The sequence below is a fragment of the Paenibacillus phytohabitans genome, from assembly GCF_013141775.1.
Taxonomy (GTDB): domain Bacteria; phylum Bacillota; class Bacilli; order Paenibacillales; family Paenibacillaceae; genus Paenibacillus_AQ; species Paenibacillus_AQ phytohabitans.
Map to the genome: position 1 here is coordinate 166,830 of NZ_WHOB01000012.1, position 20,242 is coordinate 187,071.

Sequence of the window (20,242 nt, forward strand, 5' to 3'; positions counted from 1 at the left end):
CATAAATGCTAAGAAGCCAGACTCCCCTGAACAGAGAATCGGCTATCTTAGCAATAGGATTAGAGCACTTCACCGTTGGAGGCAATAACTTGTTTGTACCATTCGAACGAGTCTTTCTTCAATCTGTCATAGGTTCCGTTGCCATTATCATCTGCATCAACGTAGATGAAACCGTAACGCTTACTCATTTCACCGGTGGAGGCCGACACGATATCAATGCAGCCCCATGGCGTATAAGCAATCAGGTCGACACCGTCGGTTTCGATTGCGGTCTTCATTTCTTTGATATGCTCCCGCAAATAATGAATCCGGTACTGATCGTGAATGGCACCATCCCTACTTATCTCATCCTTGGCCCCAAGTCCATTCTCTACAATCATCAGCGGCACCTGATAGCGGTCATAGAGCTGGTTCAGTGTATATCTTAGGCCGCGTGAATCAATTTGCCAGCCCCAGTCGGAGGTTTCCAGGTACGGATTTTTTTTGCCGGAGGAGAAATTCCCCTTCACTTCACTTTCATCAGTATTGGCTTTTACAACATTGCTGGAGTAATAAGAGAAGGCGATAAAATCAACCTTGCCATCCTTAAGCTGCTGCTCATCGTCACTTGCCGTCTCCAGGCAGACATTATAATTCCGTAATTTCCCTTTGGCCTTATTGGTGTAATACCCTCTGACCTGCACATCACTGAAGTAAAAGATATCATCCTCCTTCTCCATGCTCTCGATCACATCCCGGGGATCACAGGAATACGGGTATTTGGCGGCCGCGCCGAGCATCATTCCCACCTTCAGACCCGGATAGTGTTCATGTGCATAGATCACCGTCTGCGCGCTGGCAACGAACCGGTTATGCGCCATTTGGTAGACCCGGGCCATGGATTCATCATTAACCGCCAGTCCGTTAAACATCGGGAAATACATGACGGTATTGATCTCGTTAAAAGTAAGCCAGTATTTCACTTTGTGATGATACCGGTCCAGAATCACCTTGGCATATTTCACACAGGCATCGATGAATTTGCGGTTATCCCATTCGCCATATTGCTGCGTCAGCCCTACAGGATCATCGAAATGGGAGATCGTAACGATCGGCTCAATCCCGTACTGAAGCAGCTCGTCCAGCAGGTCATCATAGAATTTCAGGCCCGCCTCATTCGGCAGCTCCTCTTCTCCCTGCGGGAAAATCCGAGTCCAGGCGATCGACATCCGGTAGCATTTGAAGCCCATTTCAGCGAACAGCTTAATATCTTCCTTATACCGGTGATACATATCGCTCGCTTTATGCGTCGGATAATACCTGCCGGGCTCAATTGTGGCGGTATAGGAACGTGGGGTTACATTGCTTCCGGCTGTCGCCAGATCAGCAATGCTTAGTCCCTTACCGCCCTGGTCAAATCCGCCTTCCACCTGGGAAGCGGAGGTCGCTCCGCCCCACAGGAAGCCTTCAGGAAATCCTTTTCCGGATGCTGTGTTCATTGGATCAGCTCAAACCTTTCTGTCATAAATTCGGATGAACTTGGCCCAATGAGCACCTCGAAGTCTCCTGCTTCAGACTGGTAGGACATATCACTGGTGTAGAATCTCAGCATTTCCTCCGTGATCTGGAACTCGGCTTTAACCGTTTCATTCGCCTTCACGGCTACTCTTTGGAAGCCTTTCAGCTCCTTAACCGGCCGGACCACACTTCCCACCAGATCATGGATATACAATTGAATGACCTCTTCACCATCAACCGCGCCCGTATTGGTAATCTCAATGCTGGCAGTGATTGCCCCGGTTCCTTCCAGTACCTTCGAGGACAGTGTTAGATTAGAGTACTCAAAAGTGGTGTAAGATAACCCGTACCCGAACGGGAACATAGGATCATTGGATGAATCAATATAACGTGATAAGAATCTGCCGCTGTGCGTGGAGGTTTTTGCCGGCCGGCCTGTGTTCAGGTGATTATAGTAGATCGGAATCTGCCCCATATTTCTTGGGAAGGTCATCGAGAGCTTGGCGCTGGGATTGGTTTCACCTGACAAAATATTCGCGAGTGCAGCCGCTCCGGCTGTGCCCGGGAACCAGGCTTCCACAATAGCGTCACATCCGAGTTCTTCCTCACCCAGCACCAGCGGGCGGCCATTGAACATCACGAGAACGATCGGCTTACCTGTCTTTTTCAATTTCTTCAGCAGTTCTATTTGATGCTTCGGCAGGCTGATGTCTGTTTTGCTTGCGCCTTCCCCGCTTGTTAGATGATGTTCTCCGAGCGCAAGTACGATTACATCGGACTTCTGAGCCGTTTGAACGGCTTCTTCTCCATATTTCTCCAGCTCCTCCGCTGTCGCTATAGCATCATAAGGCGTCTTTGGAACCGGGAAGCCGTTGTATATCGAGTGATCCCCCAGTACCGGACAGCCAAAGGCGTAATGAACGTTCGCGGCACCCAGCTTGTCTTCCAGGGTCTTCTTCAGCGCCGGAATATCCTTTCTGGCAAAAGGCGACCAGAAGCCGTTAAGCGTCGGGTTGTCTGCATAAGGTCCAATCAGGGCGATCTGCTGTTCCTTTTGCAGCGGGAGAACCTTCTGATCGTTCTTGAGCAGAACGATGGATTTCTCCGCAACCTTCAGTGCGAAATCAACATGCTCCGGGGTATTACAAATGCTCTCTTCCTTAAGCTCATCGGCGCTGCGGTAAGGATCTTCGAACAATCCCAGTTTATTTTTTAGGACCAGGATTCTCCAGCAGGCATCATTCACCAGATCCTCGCTAACTTTACCTTCTTCAATCAGTGGAATCAGCTCATTCGCATAGCAGTTGGTCCGCATGTCAATATCGACGGTGGCTTCCAGAGCAAGCTGTGCGGCATGACGGTTATCTTTGGCATAACCATGATCCACAAGCTCTTTAATCCCGGAATAATCGGTCACGGTTACACCCTCAAAGCCCCATTCATCCCTGAGCAGATCCTTCAGCAGCCATTTATTCCCGGTAGAAGGCACTCCATTAATCGAATTGAAGGAAGGCATGACCATGAGACAGCCTGCATCAACCGCAGCTTTGTACGGCGGCAGATACACTTCACGGAGCGTTCTTTCCGACATATCCACACTGTTATATTCACGGCCCGCAATTGGAGCACCGTACGCGGCAAAATGCTTCACACAGGAGGCAATTGTATCTTCCCCTAAATCCCCTTGCAGCCCCTTAACCATCGCTGCCGTATAGCGGCTGTTTAAATAAGGATCTTCACCGTTCGACTCCAGGCATCTTCCCCAGCGGGGTTCCCGGACCAGATCGGCTGCCGGACCAAAGGTTCCTTGAATGCCCGAGACAGAAGCCTCCTTGGCAATAATTCGTGCCATGTTTTCAATCATTTCCGGGTCCCAGGTGCAGCCATAGGCGAGTGTAATCGGGAATGAGGTGGTGTATCCATAAATGACATCCCCGAGGAATAACAGCGGAATCTTATGCTTGCTATGCTCCAGATATTTTTTCTGCAGGTCCTTCATGGCCTTGGCTCCGCCGAAGATATTGTACACCGAGCCTAAGTTTTCAAATACTTCTTCGGAGAGTCCGACTTTCTCCAGCGGTCCGGTTACAAATTCAGTGTTCGCGAAAAAGTCACCGGATAACTGCACCATTTGATATATTTTTTCCTTCAGAGTCAGAGAATCGAATAGTTCCTGTAGTTTACTGTCTTCCAAGTGTAATCAGTTCCTTTCCTTCCAAATTATAAAACGTTTACATATTAGGCAGTAGCAGCTTCTTCCTCTGCTTCTTTCATCACCAGCTGTTTGTCGTACATTTTGAAGAACGGATACCAGATCAGGATTTGCACGGGAATCATAAGGAAGTAGAAAATAAGATTCTTCACACTCATTGATCCAAAGAAGGCGTTAAGCCCCAAAGGCAATTGAGCAAAAATAATATTGACATCTCCGGATAAGAAACCGAATGAGCTTGCCAGCCAACCCAGTGACATCATAATGATCGGTGCCAGCAAATGAGGTATGGCCAGAATCGGATTGAACATGATCGGCGTACCAAAAACTACAGGCTCACTGATCAGGAAGATCCCTGGAATGATCCCCACTTTACCGATAGCCTTCAGTTGCTTCGATTTGGCAATCAATAGTAATACCGTTAATCCGAAGAAGGCATTAGCGAATTGCGTCAAATATACAGGCTGGAAGATCGCCTCTTTACCCGCCGCAACAAGCTCTACATTCGCTCCGGTCATGGCAAAGGAAATCGGGATATACAGCATGCTCATCATGGCCGGTCCGTGCATGCCGAAGATCCATAATAAGTTCCCCAGAGTGATGATAGATATAATCGCAATTGGTGTATTCACGTTGTTAATAGCTGGTGTTAACACTGAATTAATTAGCTCCGGTAATGAATAGCCAAAGACATTTTGGCTGAATAAATTTACTCCAAAGAAGACAATACAGTTAATGATGGCCGGAATCACACTGGAGAAGGAATCGGCCACATTGGGTGGAACAGAGCTTGGCATTTTGATAACCAGATTCTTCACTTTGCAGAAACGGGTCACTTCCGTGGACAACAAGCTGATGACGATTGCAACGAATAACCCTGATGAGCCTAAGTTCGTCACATCTAATACCGAAGTCGTCGGAACCGTAGACATATCCACCCCGCTTGTAACAAGTGATGCAATGTAAGCGGGAACTGACGGAGCGGCAACAATCAGGAACATGACCAGTGCCAGCATTGAGGTGGACAGCTCTTTCATTTTGTAGCTCTTGGCTAAATTAAAGGATATGCCGAGCACGGCGATTACACTCATTAATCCCATAGTCATATTGGATGGAATCATTAGAGTGGCGCGGTGTGCCTGGGCAAAATGGAACCAGCCGCTAAACAGCTTGGCATACCAGCCGCCCTGCTGAATAATAGTTTCGGTGAGCGGCGGATTAGCAATGATATTGAAGATTGCCCCTAGCAGCGCAAACGGAATAAGATACATCAAACCGCTGGAGATGGCCTGAATATGTCTTTGATTCCCGATTTTATTGGCAACCGGCAATACTTTATTGGCTAAATTCGTTAATTTCTCATTCATATTAGTGCTCCTCATATGATTAGTAGCAGTATACACATGTCTATTTATTTATCTTTTTATACATTTCGATCATTTCTTTTACCAGTTCAGAGATGGTTTCAGCACTCATCATCTGATCTTCCGCATGCATCAAAATAATCGAAGGATGTACTTTTTCCCCACTGGCTTCCATCTGAATTAATTTCGAATGAATTTTGTGTCCTAGTTTAAAATGCTGTTTGGATTCGCTTAGTTTCTCCTCCGCCAGCTCATAATTCCCCTCTTTGGCAGCATACAGAGCTTCCATCGTTAAGCTTTTCGCCATCCCTACATTGCTGATGATTTTAAAAGCAATGACATCCTGATCCATTTCATTATTATCTGTCTCTGTATTCAATTCTTAACACTCCTTCTTTAACGTTGGTGTTATACTACTTATTTAATCAAGGCGAATGCTTGATCCAAGACTTTTTCTCCGTTCATCATTCCATAATCCTGTACGTTGATAGCCTCAATCGGAATGTTTTTAATGCTTAATTCAGCTTCCAATTGTTTTTTCATATACATCACCTGCGGCCCAAGCAGAACAGCATCCACATTTTTATGTTCCAGAACAGAACTCATTTCCGAAGCAGGTATTGCAAAAATATCCGCGTTTACTCCTTTACTCTCTGCCGCTTTCTTCATCTTTGTTACGAGCAGGCTTGTACTCATGCCTGCTGCACACACCAGCATAATTGTCTTCATGTTCGTTCCCCCCGTATAATCATTTCGTTCACATTCCCATCGTAAACTAATTATCATTTATTTTTAATCGAAACGTTTTCCGTTGGTCAACGGAAAAAACAATTCGCCAGCAGCACCAGTATTTCGTTTTCAATTCCCGGTAGTCCGGTCGCTGCATATCGTGTGTGTAAGGCTTTATATAAGTCGACAGCCTTTTGGCTACCGTAATCATCATTCTGACCCATTAAGATAGGGTCCGGCAAGTTTTTTTCCAAGACAGGTACCGATTACACCAATTTGATTTTTGTCTACATATGGACCAGCACCTGCATAATCAACTGCTGCGGTGAAAGCTTCAACAAACTGTTCAGGTATCGCGAACACCTCTATTGTTCCAGTTTTAACCAAGAAAAAACGGGTAGAGAAATGAGATTCTCAACCCGTTCAGTTAGTGTCCATTCTTTTTAGTGAAAATCGAAATACGGATGTTTGATAGAAAGTGCTAAACGTTATCCTCATGCGGGTTAACATTTTTGACATTACTTACTTCACATTTGCCTGTATCCACTTTTCTATATGATTGGCAATCACGTCATTGTTCAGGTCTTGGAATAGGAAATGGTCGTTTCCCGTAATGCCTTCCTTCGGAAGATCAACTACCGTACTGATTCCGCCTTGGGCAGTATAGGCTTCTGCAAAATCATAACAGGCCTGGCGCATCATCTGCCACATACCGGTTGCTTGAATAGACGGGTCTCCGTTGTCAATATAGTCACCGAAGTAGAATGTAACAGGGATCTTCTTCTCGGTAACCGTCTTGTAATCCTCGGAGTCAGCTGCCGGCGCTCCGCCCGGTTCGATAGCTACGATAGCTGCAATATGATCCGTATACCTTGCCGCCGTCCATCCAGGACCGCCGCCTTGTGAATGGGTTACCAGAATGGAATTCTTGCCGGTTCTTGTATAGACTTCATCAATCGTTTCCGCCAATGCCTTCGCAACGGTCTCGTTGTCAAAGTCCGCTCCCATATCTGATTTCATTCCCGTATCAGGTGTCATCTGGCGGAAGAACTGATCCACCGACGCTTCATCATTGGGAAATTGCGAACCTTCATTGGTAACAGATTTTCCGTTCTCCCAGCGTCCGATTCTAAACTGCGTATACCACCGTTGATCCAATGTTTTGGTGCTGATCTCACCGCTGACAGAAGTCATTCCAGCCTCTCCCCGTCTCGGTTCATCCACAAGGAATACACCATGTCCCATTCTCAGAAACATGTCTGACCATCCTTCACGACCATCCGGCGTTGTCATCCAACCCATACGGGATTGTCCATAACCGTGCAGAAACACCATGGGTAGCCCCGTTTCATTTTCCGGAAGCTGATAGAGTACATTAGCATGATCTACATGGGAGGTCTGGCCAGCACCACTTTCTTCCCATTGATCTTTTGGGTCAAAGGTACCATCAGAAGTTACTGTGAATCCACCAGCAGAGAATATACCCTGTTCCGCTATGACGAGCGCACCCGTATTAACTGCTGTATCGGTACTATTTGACGCATTTCTAGAGCAGCCTGTTACAAGTAGCATTCCGGCCACAAGCACTGTGGCCAATTTCATAATCTTTTTGTTATTCATGATGAACCTCTTTCTCCTTAAAAAAGTATTTAATTCACTTGGCATTCACTCCGTCAGTGCTTCCATCCTCCGGGACTTCTACTCACCGGAACTGCTGTCATGCGACTGCCCGCAGGCGGCATGAGAAAAACCATCGCTAAATATACTTCTGTCATTCCTTTCATGCATCCGCCTCCATTCTTCACCTTACTTTTTGTTGAAACAGTGAATTATACAAAACTGAATAGTAAACGACTTCTCTCGTGAGAAAAACATATTTCTCAAGAAAGTAGTCCTAAAAGTAATATAAAAGATATTTGTGAGAATTTTGTGATGAAAATAGCAGGTTTTTATGTGGCTCAACATCATGCGCGCGCAAAAACCCTCATCCTTTCAAATAAAAAGGTGAGGGCGTGTAAGTTCCTCTCTCTTGGGTTTTGGGAAAACTAGCTGAAAAGAATTTCTATATTTCCCGTCCTACCCGCGGGACCAACGTTTATTTAATACATATAATCCGGTTCCAATAGCTTCATAAGTTCTTTGTCGTGATTATGCACCAGCTCGGATTCTGTATCCAGGATCATTGTTGCACCATTTTCGCGGGTATAGGCTTCCCATTCGGGTAAGTCCTCAGCGCTTGGAGTTCCTGTTTTTGCAAAGTTAATCCATGCCTGGCTCACGGTTTCAGCCAGTTTCTGCGCAGCATCATCACCGCCGGTAAGATTATCAAATACAAATGGAATTTCCGCACCATGATTAGAGCCGGTACCGCCATTCTCCCATGTGAACATATAGGCATATACAGGCGCTCCGCCTTGATCTGCCTTATATGACATAATTTTCAGCATCGGCAAACGGATAAAGGTGTCTACCTTCTCTGCTCCGGATGCCTCCTCATTAGGATAAGCCTGTGCATAGGCATTTCTTTGTTCCTCTGTCATATTGGTATGAGCTGACGCTGGCACAAAAGTGGTCCACTCATTCAAATTGCTTCCGATAAGAAGCGGGATATCCTGTCCAGCATCGGCAAAGCCGTCTTCAGTTACAGGACTTACAGGCATATAATCCCCATCAACAACCGGTCCCCATTCCATGGCATAATCATCGGTAAAGGCTGCAGGGATTTTATATTCATTGGCCGTATCCTGCAGCGCCTTGCCGGAAGCGTCCTGGAGATCACGGGTAGGTACATTCTGGAGTTCTTCAATGTTGTCCGGAGTAATACTAAGATTGTCAAGGATACGTTCTGTTAAAGCTTCACTTTCTTCCTTGGTGGAGAATGTAACTCCCATCGTTTCTGTTGCTCCGCTTTGTACGACTCCTTTTTCAAAAAGTTCCTTTGCATACGGGCTGGTCATCAGAGAAAGCACCTTTGCACCGCCACCGGACTGACCGAAAACAGTAACATTATCCGGATCACCGCCGAATGCTTCAATATTATTCTGAATCCATTCTAATGCGGCAACAATATCTGTAAGACCGACATTTCCGGAATATTTATACTTGTCGTCATAAGCTGATAGATCCAGATGACCAAATACATTCAGGCGATGATTGACAGATACCACCACAACATCTCCACTTTGGCTTAGATTTTTCCCGTCATTCATGGCATTATTGGCTGTTCCTGTAGAGAAGCCGCCGCCGTGCAGCCATACCATAACTGGACGCTTCTGTGCGTTGTCTATTCCGGGAGTCCAAATGTTCAGATTCTGACAATTATTATCTGTCCCGGTCTCATCAGCGTTTGCTTCCATGCCAAGAATGGCACCCTGTGGTGACATTGCACCATAAGTATCTGCCATCCGAACACCATTCCAAGGTTTAACTTCACCAGCAGGGACAAATCGCTCTGTTGCCTCAGCATAAGGTACTCCTAGATAAGCGTAAACACCATCATTATTTGTTCCTTGTACAAGTCCAGCTGTTGTTTTCACAACCCCATCTGTCTGTCCCGAAGGACTGTTTATTTCAGTAGCATTGGTTGGCTCTGCTGCATTTACGGTTTCCGTGTATACTCCATTAGTTGCCGTTGCCTGATTTTCTGTAGAGCTTGTGCAGCCTGCCAAAAGGATAGAAGAAATCACTATAATCGTTACTGTCTTTAATGAATTTAGCTTTTTCATATGAGTCTCCTTTTTATTAAACTCTACTAGGCTACTATTTCATCCTTACTGTTCCCCCACTTCTTCTTCCTCTTTTCCATATCGTTCCTCCTTCTATTATTCTTTTTAACTTTCAATCGAAATCAGAGTACATGTCACCGGAAAAACATATCTCCAACTGGTCAAATCATAATACCAAAATGTGTGAAATATGTGATAAAAGAGTGGGAATTCTACATTTTTTTATAATGCATAATATCAGAGTCATAACGTGTTTGCCGAAACAGACGTTACAGTATTGCACCATTAAAGCTGCGATTTACGTAGATTTTTCTGTTATAAGATTATGGGGTTAATACAAATAGGCAAGCCACAGAGGCTTGCCATCAATAAGTTCCATACTAATCCTTCTTCTTAGTTCCAAAACCACATTAGGCCATTATAGATATATTCCGTTGCTGCACGGCCGTCATGTGAATAACCGTCCTTCACACGAAATGCGATATTTCCAGTTTCTTCCCGATCGGACGCTATGAAATTTCCACTCGGCATACTAAACATTCCTTCAATCTGGCTTGTGAAATGTCCATGTTCAAAGTCATCCGTTCCGGTAACCGCATAGATGAAGAAATCATCCGGGCTGTGACCGGAGGCTGTGACTGCCGCATCTACATCATCTCCCTCATAATCCATCGCACCGCTCATCGGCAGGAAGTACCGGAATTCATCCAGGCAATTCACAAAGGTATACCATGTGGTCACCGATCCCATCGAAAATCCGCCAAATGCACGGTGGTCTCTAGAATTCTTAATATCCTCCGGGGACGTACTGTCCGCATAGGTCGAATAAGTTCCTTCCACTGCAGGAATCAGGTCATTTACCAGTTCATTGTGATAATTAACCGTCAGGGTATAGAATGCGAGTGTGTAATCTCCGCTGTCTTCCGGACTTTCATTATTGTAGGTGGGACATACAATGATCAGCGGCTGTACCTCTCCATTCTCAATAGCATGATCAATGACATTCTTAAAGGAATTCGGCTGCTCCGGAGTGCCCAGATTCGAGGTTTCATTACTCCAGCCGCCATGCATCAGGTATAATACGTTGTACTTCTGGTCTTCTGAATACCCGTATGGCAGATATACGATGGCCCGTTTGGTAAGCTTCTTGCTTTTCTGTTCGTAGGTTGTGGATTCATAGGTGTTGTAAGTAAGCTCCACCAAGGTTCCCTGCTGATCGGCTGCTTGGGAGTACGCCTGTGGTATTTTCTTAAGTTCCTGCGGAACTGGATGCCCAGTACTGCTCCCCGTGTTCATGTTAACTCCTGCCGCCTTCTGTCCTGTTTCACGGACTGTAAGATCCGGTACCGTTACATCCGCTGTTCTCCAGCTGCTGCATGCTCCTAATAAACCGGTAAGAACTAGTGAGACTATTATAATAGCGAGTAATCTTTTGACGTTCATTCTCCACTCCCCTCCTCTGCATGGGTTCTCACTCATATGCGTTCGAGAAGCATAATGTTGAGGTTCCTTTATTCCAAAACCGGCACAATCTGCTATGATAAGCGAATTGTGCCGGTTGATTGATGCATTCGATTATGAAGGCTTCAGCTCAAACATTGAGCGTTCTGCCGGCAAACCATTTTACCCGTTCAGGATCTTGGTGACTGAAGAATTGACTTGTTTCCATATCAAGTGTTTTGATCGTGGCCATTTCTTCATCGCTCAATTCAAAATCAAAAACATCCAGATTCTCTGCCATACGTTCCGGCTTTACGCTTTTCGCTAAGACGACAACATCCCGTTGAACCAACCAGCGTAAGATAACTTGAGCAACTGATTTGCCATATTTCGCACCAATTCCAGTGAGCACTTCATTTTGGAAAATGCCATTTTTTCCTTCGGCAAACGGTGCCCACGCTTCAGGTTGAATGCCTTCGTTGTGAAGATAGTCCACAGCATCCGATTGCTGCTGGAATGGATTGATTTCAATCTGGTTTACAGCAGGCTTGATTTTATTGAATGAGAATAGATCCGTTACGCGGTCAATGGTGAAATTACTGATCCCAATGGCGCGGATTTTCCCTGCTTCGTATAACTCCTCCATGGCACGCCACGAGCCATACACGTCGCCGAATGGCTGGTGAATCAAGAGCAAGTCAACGTAGTCGAGCTGCAAGCGGGCAAGTGAACGTTCTGCACTCGCCTTTGTCTTTTCATATCCGGCATTTTCGACCCAAATCTTAGTCGTGATAAATAATTCTTCACGCGGGACGGTAATACGCTGCAGGCCTTTGCCAACTTCCGTCTCGTTCATGTAAGACTGCGCTGTATCAATGTGACGATAACCTGCTGCCACAGCATCTACTACGGCTTGTTCGGTATCTGCTTGGGGAATCTGGAATACCCCAAATCCTAATACCGGTATTTCTACACCGTTGTTCAATTTTATTGTTTTCATTTACCTGTTCCTCCTTATAATTTGCTTCATCCACTGCATGCCTCATGACAATAAAGTCATAGAAGCCATTCGATGCTCTAATTATAAAATAAATGGAAAAACAAGCGTTATCTCATTCATCTTAAATAATTGCCTAATTCTCTCACCGTTATTATTGTGTAATTGAACTATGGTTGGTGCTGGGCCAGCACCCAATTCAAAATACGGTCATCATTGACCACAGCCTGCCCGCCGCCATGGTAGTTATAGATCCCCAGACGGTTGAAGTAGGCGTTATCCGGCAATTCCAGCACCACCAGCTTTCCGACTTCACTCTCTGTCAAACCGGCTACTATATAACGTGAGCGTAAGGCATCATACGCTTCGACAGCCTTTTGACTGCCGTAGTACTCATCATTCTGCCCCATAAAGATATAGACGGGCATTCTATTGTCAACCACATCAGCATAATCACCATCCCACTGGGAACTGGTATGCAGATAGGCTGCATACAAATCGGCTCGAGTACCCATCACACGGGACAACGTTTCACCGCCTGCGGAAAAGCCGGATGCATACACTCTGTTTGGATCTACAGCGAAATTACCGATAAAGTATTCAGTCAATTCTATCGTCTGGCGGGCTGACGTTTCGCCCCAGTCAGTCAGCTGCGGGGAGACAACGATCATCTCTTCACCGAGCTGCGTCCATGCAACAACGGCGCGGCTCGAGAACACATTCACACCGCGCATACTCTCACCCGTAGATAGCAGCAGCCCGTCATAACCAGGCAAAACAAGGATCATCGGGTATTCGCGCGATGCGTCGTAATCTTCCGGAAGATAATAACTGTAATGGATATCGCCATCACTGCCTGCCAGCACAGCATCAATGGTGAAGTGTTCAAATTCTGGCCAGCGGATAGCGTCTTTCGTCAGCTCCATCACCGGTCCGTCTGCCTGGACGAGCTGCCCGTCAGCGGTTCTGGCATCATAATTCTGAATCAGCTCCACACCGGAATAGTCCATACGCAGCGCAGCATGTGACCCAGTCCATTCTACCGCCCGGCCTGCTGTGCTGTCCGGCCTCCAGGCCGCATGGCTTACCGGGTCCGGATTCTCGATTCGTGCAAGCTGCACGATGACATAAGAACCCGCCACCGAGGTTTTCTCTTCTCTCGTTTCAAGTTTGTTGTTGGTATAGACAGCCGCGATTTCACGCGAGGCATTGTTATCTGTGAATGTATATAGAGCGCCAGGCGCTTCGTCCGGCAACTCTATATCGTCACTGTATTCAATAATGATTGAATCAATCAACGAATAGGATAAGTAAGTCGCGCTATTCGCTATGATATCCAGGATTCCGCTGCCCGTTGTCTGAACTTTTGCTATGCCGCTGCGGGAATCACAGGCGCTCAGGAGAAGACTGCATGCCAGCAGAAGCATTACCAAGGTTCTCATCTCACGTCTCCCCATTAAAGTTCCAGCCCGCGCAGCCAATCTGTAACCTCCCCACCAGCTGCTCCCACATCGCTTTGATGGACAGTGAAGCCGTCTGTGATGACGTTCGCTTCCGGCTCAAGTTTTTGGATCGTTTTGATGGTGCCGGAGAAACGGCTGCCATTATGGACGTTGAACGGAATGATGGTTTTACCCGAGAAATCGTATTCGTCAAAAAAACTGTACATCACCTGTGGCAGATCATACCACCAGGTGGGGAAACCGATAAAAATGTTATCATAGTCAGCCAGATCCGCGATATGATCGGTCAATTCCGGCCGGGCATTGTCATCCTGTTCGTCTTCCGCATAATCAAGCAGATCATCGATGTCTCCAGGATAGTCTACAGTGGTCTGGATGGAAAAAAGCTCGCTGCCGGTCACGCTTTGGATATCGTCTGCAATGGTTCTGACAAGCCCTAGTCCAGTGTCCGGCAGTACGCTTGCCGATGAGACGGCATCTACGTTACTGTTCTCGGCCACTGCAAAGTAGGTGATCAAGGACTTCCCGATGATCTTAATAGCCAGTTTGCCCTCAGCGGATGCCGAATCTTCGGAAGCTGTATCAGAATCGATTTCGTTCTGCCCTGCATCCGCCGGAGGTTGAGCAGCAGCCTGCCTACCGGCTGTCCCGCAGGCACTTAGCGATAACAGTAGAGCGGATGAGAGCAAGATCGTGCCCCCAATGCTGTATGGGAATTTTTTATGTGACAATTTCATGGGTTGATCCCCCTCTTTATTTAAGCTTCGGTTTGGCTTGAATCCGCTTCATAACATAATGGGTAATGCAGACGAACAGCCCCATCAGGGCCAGATAATCCAGGAAGAAGTACAAGGCCGGTTCATCATAATTCCAGAAGGAATACGAATAATAGAGGATTAGGTTATGGCCGACATCTCTTTTGAAAAAAACATAGATCCCATATACGGCAATCAATATGCCAATTGACCGGATGGCCGTGGAGCGAATTTTGCTGGGCTTCCGCTTCTTCATCATCCTCCGTGCTGCCCCCATAACCATCACCCAGTGCATGCCCAGATGGACAGCCATAATCACAAATCCCCAGTACGCGGACAGCGAATGCAGCTCCTGGGCATAGGGGATGTCAATTACACCCAAGAAGGAGAAGATCGTCTTCGAGATCACAAGCGCGCTTATCATCATTCCCAGCATGCACAGCAAGAGCAGCAGATTGATAACTGTGCGAATCACACGGATCAGCGGATACCTGCCTTTGGTTATGGTTTTGTACCAGTTCAAATTCAGTACGTTATGAAGGATAAACAGGATCAACAGCGACGTTCCCAGAATTTCATGAGCGAGATTACCTGTCCATTGATAAGCCATCATAAAAAGGAAAAGTACGGTCATTATTGTGTCAATAGACAATCTTACGATTGTTTTGGGCTTCATCGGGTTTATTTCCTTTCCTGTTTATAAATCAAGGCCTAACGCCCACTCACTCACATCGCCTTCTGCTTCCACAATATTATTCCTGGAAACGTTAAAGCCTTCAGACACAAGGGTCGCATCCGGCTGGAGCTCTTCGATGGTACGGATCGTCCGGGAGAACCGGCTTCCGTCATGAGTCACAAAGGGAATAATCCGCTTGCCGCTCAGATCATACTCCTCAAGGAAGGAATAGAGAGGCATGGGCATATCCGCCCACCAGTTCGGATAACCCAGGAAGATCACATCATAATTCTCCATATTATCAACATGGGTTGCGAGTTCCGGCTTCATTTGTTCATCCTGTTCGTTCTCTGCGAAATCCAGCAGATCATCATGCGCTCCGGGATAATCTTGTACAGTTTCAATGGCAAACAGGTCGCCCCCTAGCGTTGACTGTATCGCTTGAGCAATAAACTGGGTATTCCCCAAAATTTCATCATCCGTTACCACACGGCTCGCAGATGCGACGGCGTCTACGCCATCACTTTCTGGCATTGTGAAATAGGCAATCAGGATAGAATGGCTGCTCTGACCCGCTTCAGCATTTGTCTGTGTTCCTGATGTGGCAGGCAAGGATTCTGCAATCGGCGTTGACTCCGCTGTGTCACTGGCAGAGCGGCCACAGGCAGCCAGAATACTAAGCATGAGCACTGGCAGCAGGCTGGTTAAACTCTTTTTCATCAACATCATGTCACTCTCCTAAGTAGTCCTTCAAACAATATAAATGATAGTTGTGAGAGAATTGTGAGAAAAGCAGCAGGTTTTTGTGTGGCTTAACCCTATGCACACGCAAAAAGCCCCCCATTCTTTTCTCTCAAAAGATGGAGGGCTTTAAGTTAATTTCTCTGGGTTGTGGGGCAGATAAACCAGAAAGCAGTGTTTCCATCAGCGCAGTCTACGCCATAAGGCATGTCATGTGCTTTAAGAATGGTGCTGACAATCGACAGACCGATACCTGTGCCCTGTCTGCGCCCGGCCTGGTGCTGGCTGCGCTGATACCGCTCCCATATGGCTTCCCGCTCTTCAACTGGTATAGGCTCCCCCTGATTAATAACTGATATTTTATAGCTGCGGTCTAACCCGGTAATGGCAACCACTATGCTGCCGCCATCTTTGGTATGATTGATGGCATTATACAGCAGGTTGCGCAAGACCTGGCTAATCTTCAGTGCGTCCACGAGAACAGGAATTTCGGCCTCCGGACTTTCAAGGGTGATCTTACTCTGATGCTCCGCCGCACTCTGTTCACAGTGTTCGATCTCCGATTCAATAATTTCATGCAGATTGTACCAGTCTTTACTTAGCTGCAAATATCCTGCCTGAAGCTGGGAATAGTCCATGATATCGTTCACCATTTCGCTCATCCGCCCTGCCTCTTTAATGATCAGGTTCAAGTCTTCTTCACGTTTGATGTCATCCTTATAGTGGATATCCCGTACCATTTCGGCATAGCCGTTAATCAGCGCCAGCGGCGACCGCAGTTCATGGGACACATTGGCAATAATTTCTTTGCGGAGCAAATCAACGCGCTGCAAGGCCCGGCCTAATTCTTCAACAGAGCCGGATAATTGCCCCAGCTCATCTTTGAGCTTAAGTCCGGGTGTGGCGGCTAAATCTCCTTTGGCCAGACGGTCTACGGTATTTTTAATTACAAGAATAGGTCTGGTAAATCTGAGAGACAGTATTCCAGCCAGAATAGCAGTTGCAATACTGAGGATAATGCTCAGAACAATGAGCTGCTCGCGGTTCATCTCCAGGACCGTATATAATTCGCCGAATGAGCGGAACAGGATGACGTAGGCCTGCTGGCCGTAATAGACCACCGGGATCCCGATCTCGTATGCATTTAAGCGGCCTTCATATCTAATCTCCTTGTTGTACGGCTCACCTGCAAGGATTTTTTGATATTCACCGCTCGCCTTTATCCCTTGCCAAACTAAACTTTCCGTGTGCGCTTCCTGCAGATTAATCGGATGCCCGTAGCTATACATTTCGATGGGTTCACCCTGATTGCTAACCAGCAGCATTTTTCCATTAATAGATTTACTGAGATAAGGGATCAGCTTCGCATCATAAGCGAGATCTTCTGTTTTGAGATCCTCCATGATCGGATTCAGTTGTTCCTGAACTTCATGGATGGTGGCATTCGCATAATTCTTCTCAAGCATAAAGATTTGAATGGCCCACATAAAAGCAACAGCGAGCAGCACCAGGACCATCATAGTCCCCCATAGCCTTAGCGCCATCCTGGAGCGGAGAATGTTCTGTTTAACCTTCTTGTTTGTACTCAAACTTATAACCCACTCCCCAGACGGTAAGGATAGTCTTCCGGTAATGGCCAAGGCGCTCACGCAAGGATTTGATATGGGTATCTACAGTCCGGACATCCCCGGAATAGGCATATCCCCAGACCTTCTCCAAAAGCTGGGAGCGGGTGAGTACAATATGTTCATTTTGCGCCAGCTTTACAAGCAAATCGAACTCTTTTGGCGGCAAATTAATAGCATGGTCCTCCAGCAGAACGGTTCTGGCAGCGGGCTGAATACTTAGCTTGCCGAATTGCAGGGTATCGCTTGCTTTGCCGCCGCTTCGTCTTAAGACCGCAGACACTCTGGCCATGAGTTCTTTCGGACTGAAAGGCTTGGACACATAATCGTCTGCCCCAAGGTTAAACCCGAGCAGCTTGTCATATTCTTCAGTGCGGGAGGTGAGCAGGATGACGGGAACCTGACTATATCTGCGCAGCTCCGCCAGGGTTTCGAATCCGTCCATCCCCGGCATCATGATATCCAGAAGCAGGATGTCGAAATCTGACTCATGGACAATGGACAGCGCCCGCTCTGCGTTCTCGGCTTCTTTACACTGAAAGCCATTCAGTTCCGCGTAGGTCAAGACTAATTTCCGCAAATGTAAATCATCATCGATAATAAGCATTTTTGGCATAATTCACCTGCTTCCCGGATGGACTCTATGTTAACAGTCTTGTAAAGGACAGGGATACCAGTTTCCATTGCTCCTCTTGAAGCGCATATACCTCAGTAACTACAAAAGGATTCGTCACTTCATTTCCCCCGACAACAGCTATCAGGCGTATCTTATTTAGGAGAATCGCAGTGGTGCCAATGATCCGAACCGAAGTTTCCTGAATATCTACATTCTTATAAAGGATAGAGCCGCTTTTAATGACCTCAATTTCCTCGTTTTTAGAAAATGTTGCTCCCATATGCACGAAAACAGCTTTTTCATGAAAGAGATTGCTTAAATCTTCTACTTGTCTATTTATCATCCAATTCCATTTTTTCTTTGAAAGCTCTGTAATTGCTTGTTCCATATTTGTAACCCTCCCCTTTTGTTCACTTATTGGTTTATTTACCTACTCTGTTCGCGTATTCTCCCGTATATCGATCACCTGCAATTTCGATCTTCGAGAGCGCAAGGTTTAAATCCACAAGCTCACCTGAGGTGAGTTCAACATCGGCAGATCCGAGATTTTCCTCTAGCCGTAAGAGTTTCCTTGTACCCGGTATCGGTACAATCCAAGGTTTTTGAGCGAGCACCCAGGCAAGGGCAACTTGTGCAGGGCTTAGCTTTTTCATAGCAGCAATACGCTCAATTAACTCAATTAGAACCTGATTCGCTGCGAGATTCTCCGGTTTGAAACGAGGCACTGTACTCCGGAAATCAGAACTAGTGAACGAAGCCTGCTTATCGATCGTTCCGGTCAAAAATCCCTTACCCAGCGGGCTAAAAGGGACAAAGCCGATACCGAGCTCTTCAAGGGTTGGAATCAGCTCTTCTTCAGGTGTTCTCCACATCATGGAGTACTCACTTTGCACAGCAGTGAGCGGCTGAACCGCATGAGCCCGGCGGATCGTCCCGATACCTGCTTCAGAAAGTCCCCAATGTTTGATCTTCCCCTCTTTCATCAAGTCCTGGATAACTCCGGCCACTTCTTCAATCGGGACGTTCGGGTCTACCCGGTGCTGATAGTAAAGGTCGATAGTCTCAACTTTCAGACGTTTCAGCGACCCTTCGACAGAAGCTCTGATCTGTGCCGGATTACTGTCCACGACTAGTTTGCCATCCGCCATTTTTATTCCGAATTTAGTGGCAATAACTACCTTATCCCTAAAGGGGGCAATTGCCTCACCTACCAGTTCCTCGTTGATAAAAGGACCGTAGAACTCCGCTGTATCAAAAAAAGTAATGCCTCTTTCATAGGCCGCATGGATCAGTGCAATCATTTCTGTCTTATCAGAAGCCGGACCATAGCCATGGCTCATTCCCATGCAGCCAAGTCCAAGTGACGATACTTCCAGCCCGCTTGTACCTAATTTACGTGTTTGCATTGTTAAATCTCACTCCTTCATTTCGATTAGTTGCATTTATACAAAGAGCTCTCCACTGAAGTTCCGCGATATTTCAGCACGGCCGTCAGCAAACATGCGTACGTATGAGAAGCGGAAGAGCTTCTCCAATTCTTTCCCAGGTGTAAAAAACAAGGCGGTAGCCAGCCCGTCTGCTGTTACAGTGTCATTAGCAATGACCCATGTGGCAATGACATCCTGCACCGGATCGCCTGTCCGCGCATCCAGTACGTGATGAAGATTCTCTCCCCACGCACGTCTGTTAACGGCAGATGCACACAAGCTGCCATTCCTCAGTTCCGCTACCCCAATTACCATCTCAGGGTCGAGCGGGTGTTCCAGACCTACCTCTATGCTTGACTTTCCTATGTGGCGGAGGTCTCCGCTTCCATCAACAACGAAGTCATCCATTCCGGCTTCAAGAAGGAGCCTGGAAACGATGTCTACACAGTACCCTTTACCTACTGCACCGAAATCCAGTGAAAGCGGGCGATTAGTAATGAGCGTTGTGTCTTTACGAGTAACATCCTCCGCCCAGCTGGCTCTACCGTGAACATGCGCTTCCGCCCGGACTGAATCCGCTGCGGGTGTAAGTGAATACTTGGAATCATATCCAAGCAGTTCTAGATCTTTGCCGACGAGCGGGTCCACAGCACCTTGAGTAGCACTATGGAGCCGGTCATAGATGTCAAACAGGTCACCGGAATTGTCCGGAAACATAAAGCTTCCCCCTTCAGATGCTGCAGCAACCTGTGACACAAGAGAATCAGAACGAAACCGCGAATACGTCCTGTTGAACCGGCCCATCTGCTCCAGGATATCCTGTTGCAAGCTGATGCTTAGCGGCACACCGCTTTCAATCTCCCATTGTGTGCCAATCGCCTCAAATCTGAACAGATACTTCCCGGCTTCAGCCTTAATGGAACAAGCTTTATAAGTATTAAAGGGCACTGTGAATTCTATGCCTCCCTTACATGA

General features: G+C 46.8%; 18 protein-coding genes. All 18 read right to left on the reverse strand.

What is annotated here, in order from left to right:
- Positions 1–59 precede the first annotated feature (59 nt).
- Positions 60–1,478, reverse strand: a complete 1,419-nt coding sequence (locus GC101_RS01175) for a family 1 glycosylhydrolase (protein WP_171715774.1) — start codon at positions 1,476–1,478, stop codon at positions 60–62.
- Complete coding sequence (bglX, locus tag GC101_RS01180; RefSeq protein ID WP_171715775.1) at positions 1,475–3,691, reverse strand: beta-glucosidase BglX; 2,217 nt, start codon at positions 3,689–3,691, stop codon at positions 1,475–1,477. The genes GC101_RS01175 and bglX overlap by 4 nt, the downstream gene beginning before the upstream one ends.
- Positions 3,692–3,735: 44 nt before the next feature.
- Entirely contained in the window at positions 3,736–5,076 is a 1,341-nt protein-coding gene (locus tag GC101_RS01185; protein ID WP_171715776.1) for a PTS sugar transporter subunit IIC, read from the reverse strand.
- 40 nt (positions 5,077–5,116) lie between these two features.
- Positions 5,117–5,452, reverse strand: coding sequence for a PTS sugar transporter subunit IIA (locus GC101_RS01190; protein WP_246354107.1), 336 nt, complete (start codon positions 5,450–5,452; stop codon positions 5,117–5,119).
- A gap of 38 nt (positions 5,453–5,490) precedes the next feature.
- Complete coding sequence (locus GC101_RS01195; protein ID WP_171715777.1) at positions 5,491–5,802, reverse strand: PTS sugar transporter subunit IIB; 312 nt, start codon at positions 5,800–5,802, stop codon at positions 5,491–5,493.
- Between the two features lie 522 nt (positions 5,803–6,324).
- Positions 6,325–7,422: an alpha/beta hydrolase gene (locus GC101_RS01200; RefSeq protein WP_216626413.1), complete on the reverse strand. Its 1,098-nt coding sequence runs from the start codon at positions 7,420–7,422 to the stop codon at positions 6,325–6,327.
- A 479-nt stretch (positions 7,423–7,901) separates the two neighbouring features.
- The gene (locus GC101_RS01205) at positions 7,902–9,527 is read right to left on the reverse strand and encodes a carboxylesterase/lipase family protein (protein ID WP_171715778.1); all 1,626 of its coding nucleotides are present in this window, start codon (positions 9,525–9,527) and stop codon (positions 7,902–7,904) included.
- 393 nt (positions 9,528–9,920) lie between these two features.
- Complete coding sequence (locus tag GC101_RS01210) at positions 9,921–10,970, reverse strand: alpha/beta hydrolase (RefSeq protein ID WP_216626414.1); 1,050 nt, start codon at positions 10,968–10,970, stop codon at positions 9,921–9,923.
- 148 nt (positions 10,971–11,118) lie between these two features.
- Positions 11,119–11,967 carry an aldo/keto reductase gene (locus GC101_RS01215; protein WP_171715779.1) on the reverse strand — a complete coding sequence of 283 codons (849 nt, stop codon included), beginning with the start codon at positions 11,965–11,967 and terminating at the stop codon, positions 11,119–11,121.
- 167 nt (positions 11,968–12,134) lie between these two features.
- Positions 12,135–13,406 (reverse strand): prolyl oligopeptidase family serine peptidase, encoded by a 1,272-nt coding sequence (locus GC101_RS01220; RefSeq protein WP_171715780.1) that lies wholly within the window; start codon positions 13,404–13,406, stop codon positions 12,135–12,137.
- A 14-nt stretch (positions 13,407–13,420) separates the two neighbouring features.
- Positions 13,421–14,164, reverse strand: coding sequence for a flavodoxin (locus GC101_RS01225; RefSeq protein ID WP_171715781.1), 744 nt, complete (start codon positions 14,162–14,164; stop codon positions 13,421–13,423).
- Between the two features lie 16 nt (positions 14,165–14,180).
- Positions 14,181–14,858: a DUF4405 domain-containing protein gene (locus tag GC101_RS01230; protein WP_171715782.1), complete on the reverse strand. Its 678-nt coding sequence runs from the start codon at positions 14,856–14,858 to the stop codon at positions 14,181–14,183.
- A gap of 21 nt (positions 14,859–14,879) precedes the next feature.
- Positions 14,880–15,587: a flavodoxin gene (locus GC101_RS01235; RefSeq protein ID WP_216626415.1), complete on the reverse strand. Its 708-nt coding sequence runs from the start codon at positions 15,585–15,587 to the stop codon at positions 14,880–14,882.
- A 146-nt stretch (positions 15,588–15,733) separates the two neighbouring features.
- Entirely contained in the window at positions 15,734–17,188 is a 1,455-nt protein-coding gene (locus tag GC101_RS01240) for a sensor histidine kinase (RefSeq protein WP_171715783.1), read from the reverse strand.
- Positions 17,166–17,840, reverse strand: coding sequence for a response regulator transcription factor (locus GC101_RS01245; protein ID WP_171715784.1), 675 nt, complete (start codon positions 17,838–17,840; stop codon positions 17,166–17,168). Before GC101_RS01245 ends, GC101_RS01240 begins: the two co-directional genes overlap by 23 nt.
- 25 nt (positions 17,841–17,865) lie before the next feature.
- A complete protein-coding gene (locus GC101_RS01250; RefSeq protein WP_171715785.1) occupies positions 17,866–18,228 on the reverse strand; it encodes a nuclear transport factor 2 family protein in 363 nt (120 codons plus the stop codon).
- Positions 18,229–18,262: 34 nt separating this feature from the next.
- The gene (locus GC101_RS01255) at positions 18,263–19,246 is read right to left on the reverse strand and encodes an aldo/keto reductase (protein WP_171715786.1); all 984 of its coding nucleotides are present in this window, start codon (positions 19,244–19,246) and stop codon (positions 18,263–18,265) included.
- A gap of 36 nt (positions 19,247–19,282) precedes the next feature.
- A complete protein-coding gene (locus GC101_RS01260) occupies positions 19,283–20,215 on the reverse strand; it encodes an FAD:protein FMN transferase (RefSeq protein ID WP_216626416.1) in 933 nt (310 codons plus the stop codon).
- Positions 20,216–20,242: the final 27 nt, after the last annotated feature.

Excerpts from the sequence above, each read along its gene's own strand:
- GC101_RS01230 (WP_171715782.1), bottom strand. The coding sequence starts at position 14,858 with ATGAAGCCCAAAACAATCGTAAGATTGTCTATTGACACAATAATGACC.
- GC101_RS01225 (WP_171715781.1), bottom strand. The coding sequence starts at position 14,164 with ATGAAATTGTCACATAAAAAATTCCCATACAGCATTGGGGGCACGATC.
- GC101_RS01175 (WP_171715774.1), bottom strand. The coding sequence starts at position 1,478 with ATGAACACAGCATCCGGAAAAGGATTTCCTGAAGGCTTCCTGTGGGGC.
- GC101_RS01210 (WP_216626414.1), bottom strand. The coding sequence starts at position 10,970 with ATGAACGTCAAAAGATTACTCGCTATTATAATAGTCTCACTAGTTCTT.
- GC101_RS01235 (WP_216626415.1), bottom strand. The coding sequence starts at position 15,587 with ATGATGTTGATGAAAAAGAGTTTAACCAGCCTGCTGCCAGTGCTCATG.
- GC101_RS01200 (WP_216626413.1), bottom strand. The coding sequence starts at position 7,422 with ATGAATAACAAAAAGATTATGAAATTGGCCACAGTGCTTGTGGCCGGA.
- GC101_RS01215 (WP_171715779.1), bottom strand. The coding sequence starts at position 11,967 with ATGAAAACAATAAAATTGAACAACGGTGTAGAAATACCGGTATTAGGA.
- GC101_RS01220 (WP_171715780.1), bottom strand. The coding sequence starts at position 13,406 with ATGAGAACCTTGGTAATGCTTCTGCTGGCATGCAGTCTTCTCCTGAGC.
- GC101_RS01255 (WP_171715786.1), bottom strand. The coding sequence starts at position 19,246 with ATGCAAACACGTAAATTAGGTACAAGCGGGCTGGAAGTATCGTCACTT.
- GC101_RS01195 (WP_171715777.1), bottom strand. The coding sequence starts at position 5,802 with ATGAAGACAATTATGCTGGTGTGTGCAGCAGGCATGAGTACAAGCCTG.
- GC101_RS01185 (WP_171715776.1), bottom strand. The coding sequence starts at position 5,076 with ATGAATGAGAAATTAACGAATTTAGCCAATAAAGTATTGCCGGTTGCC.
- GC101_RS01245 (WP_171715784.1), bottom strand. The coding sequence starts at position 17,840 with ATGCCAAAAATGCTTATTATCGATGATGATTTACATTTGCGGAAATTA.
- GC101_RS01250 (WP_171715785.1), bottom strand. The coding sequence starts at position 18,228 with ATGGAACAAGCAATTACAGAGCTTTCAAAGAAAAAATGGAATTGGATG.
- GC101_RS01205 (WP_171715778.1), bottom strand. The coding sequence starts at position 9,527 with ATGAAAAAGCTAAATTCATTAAAGACAGTAACGATTATAGTGATTTCT.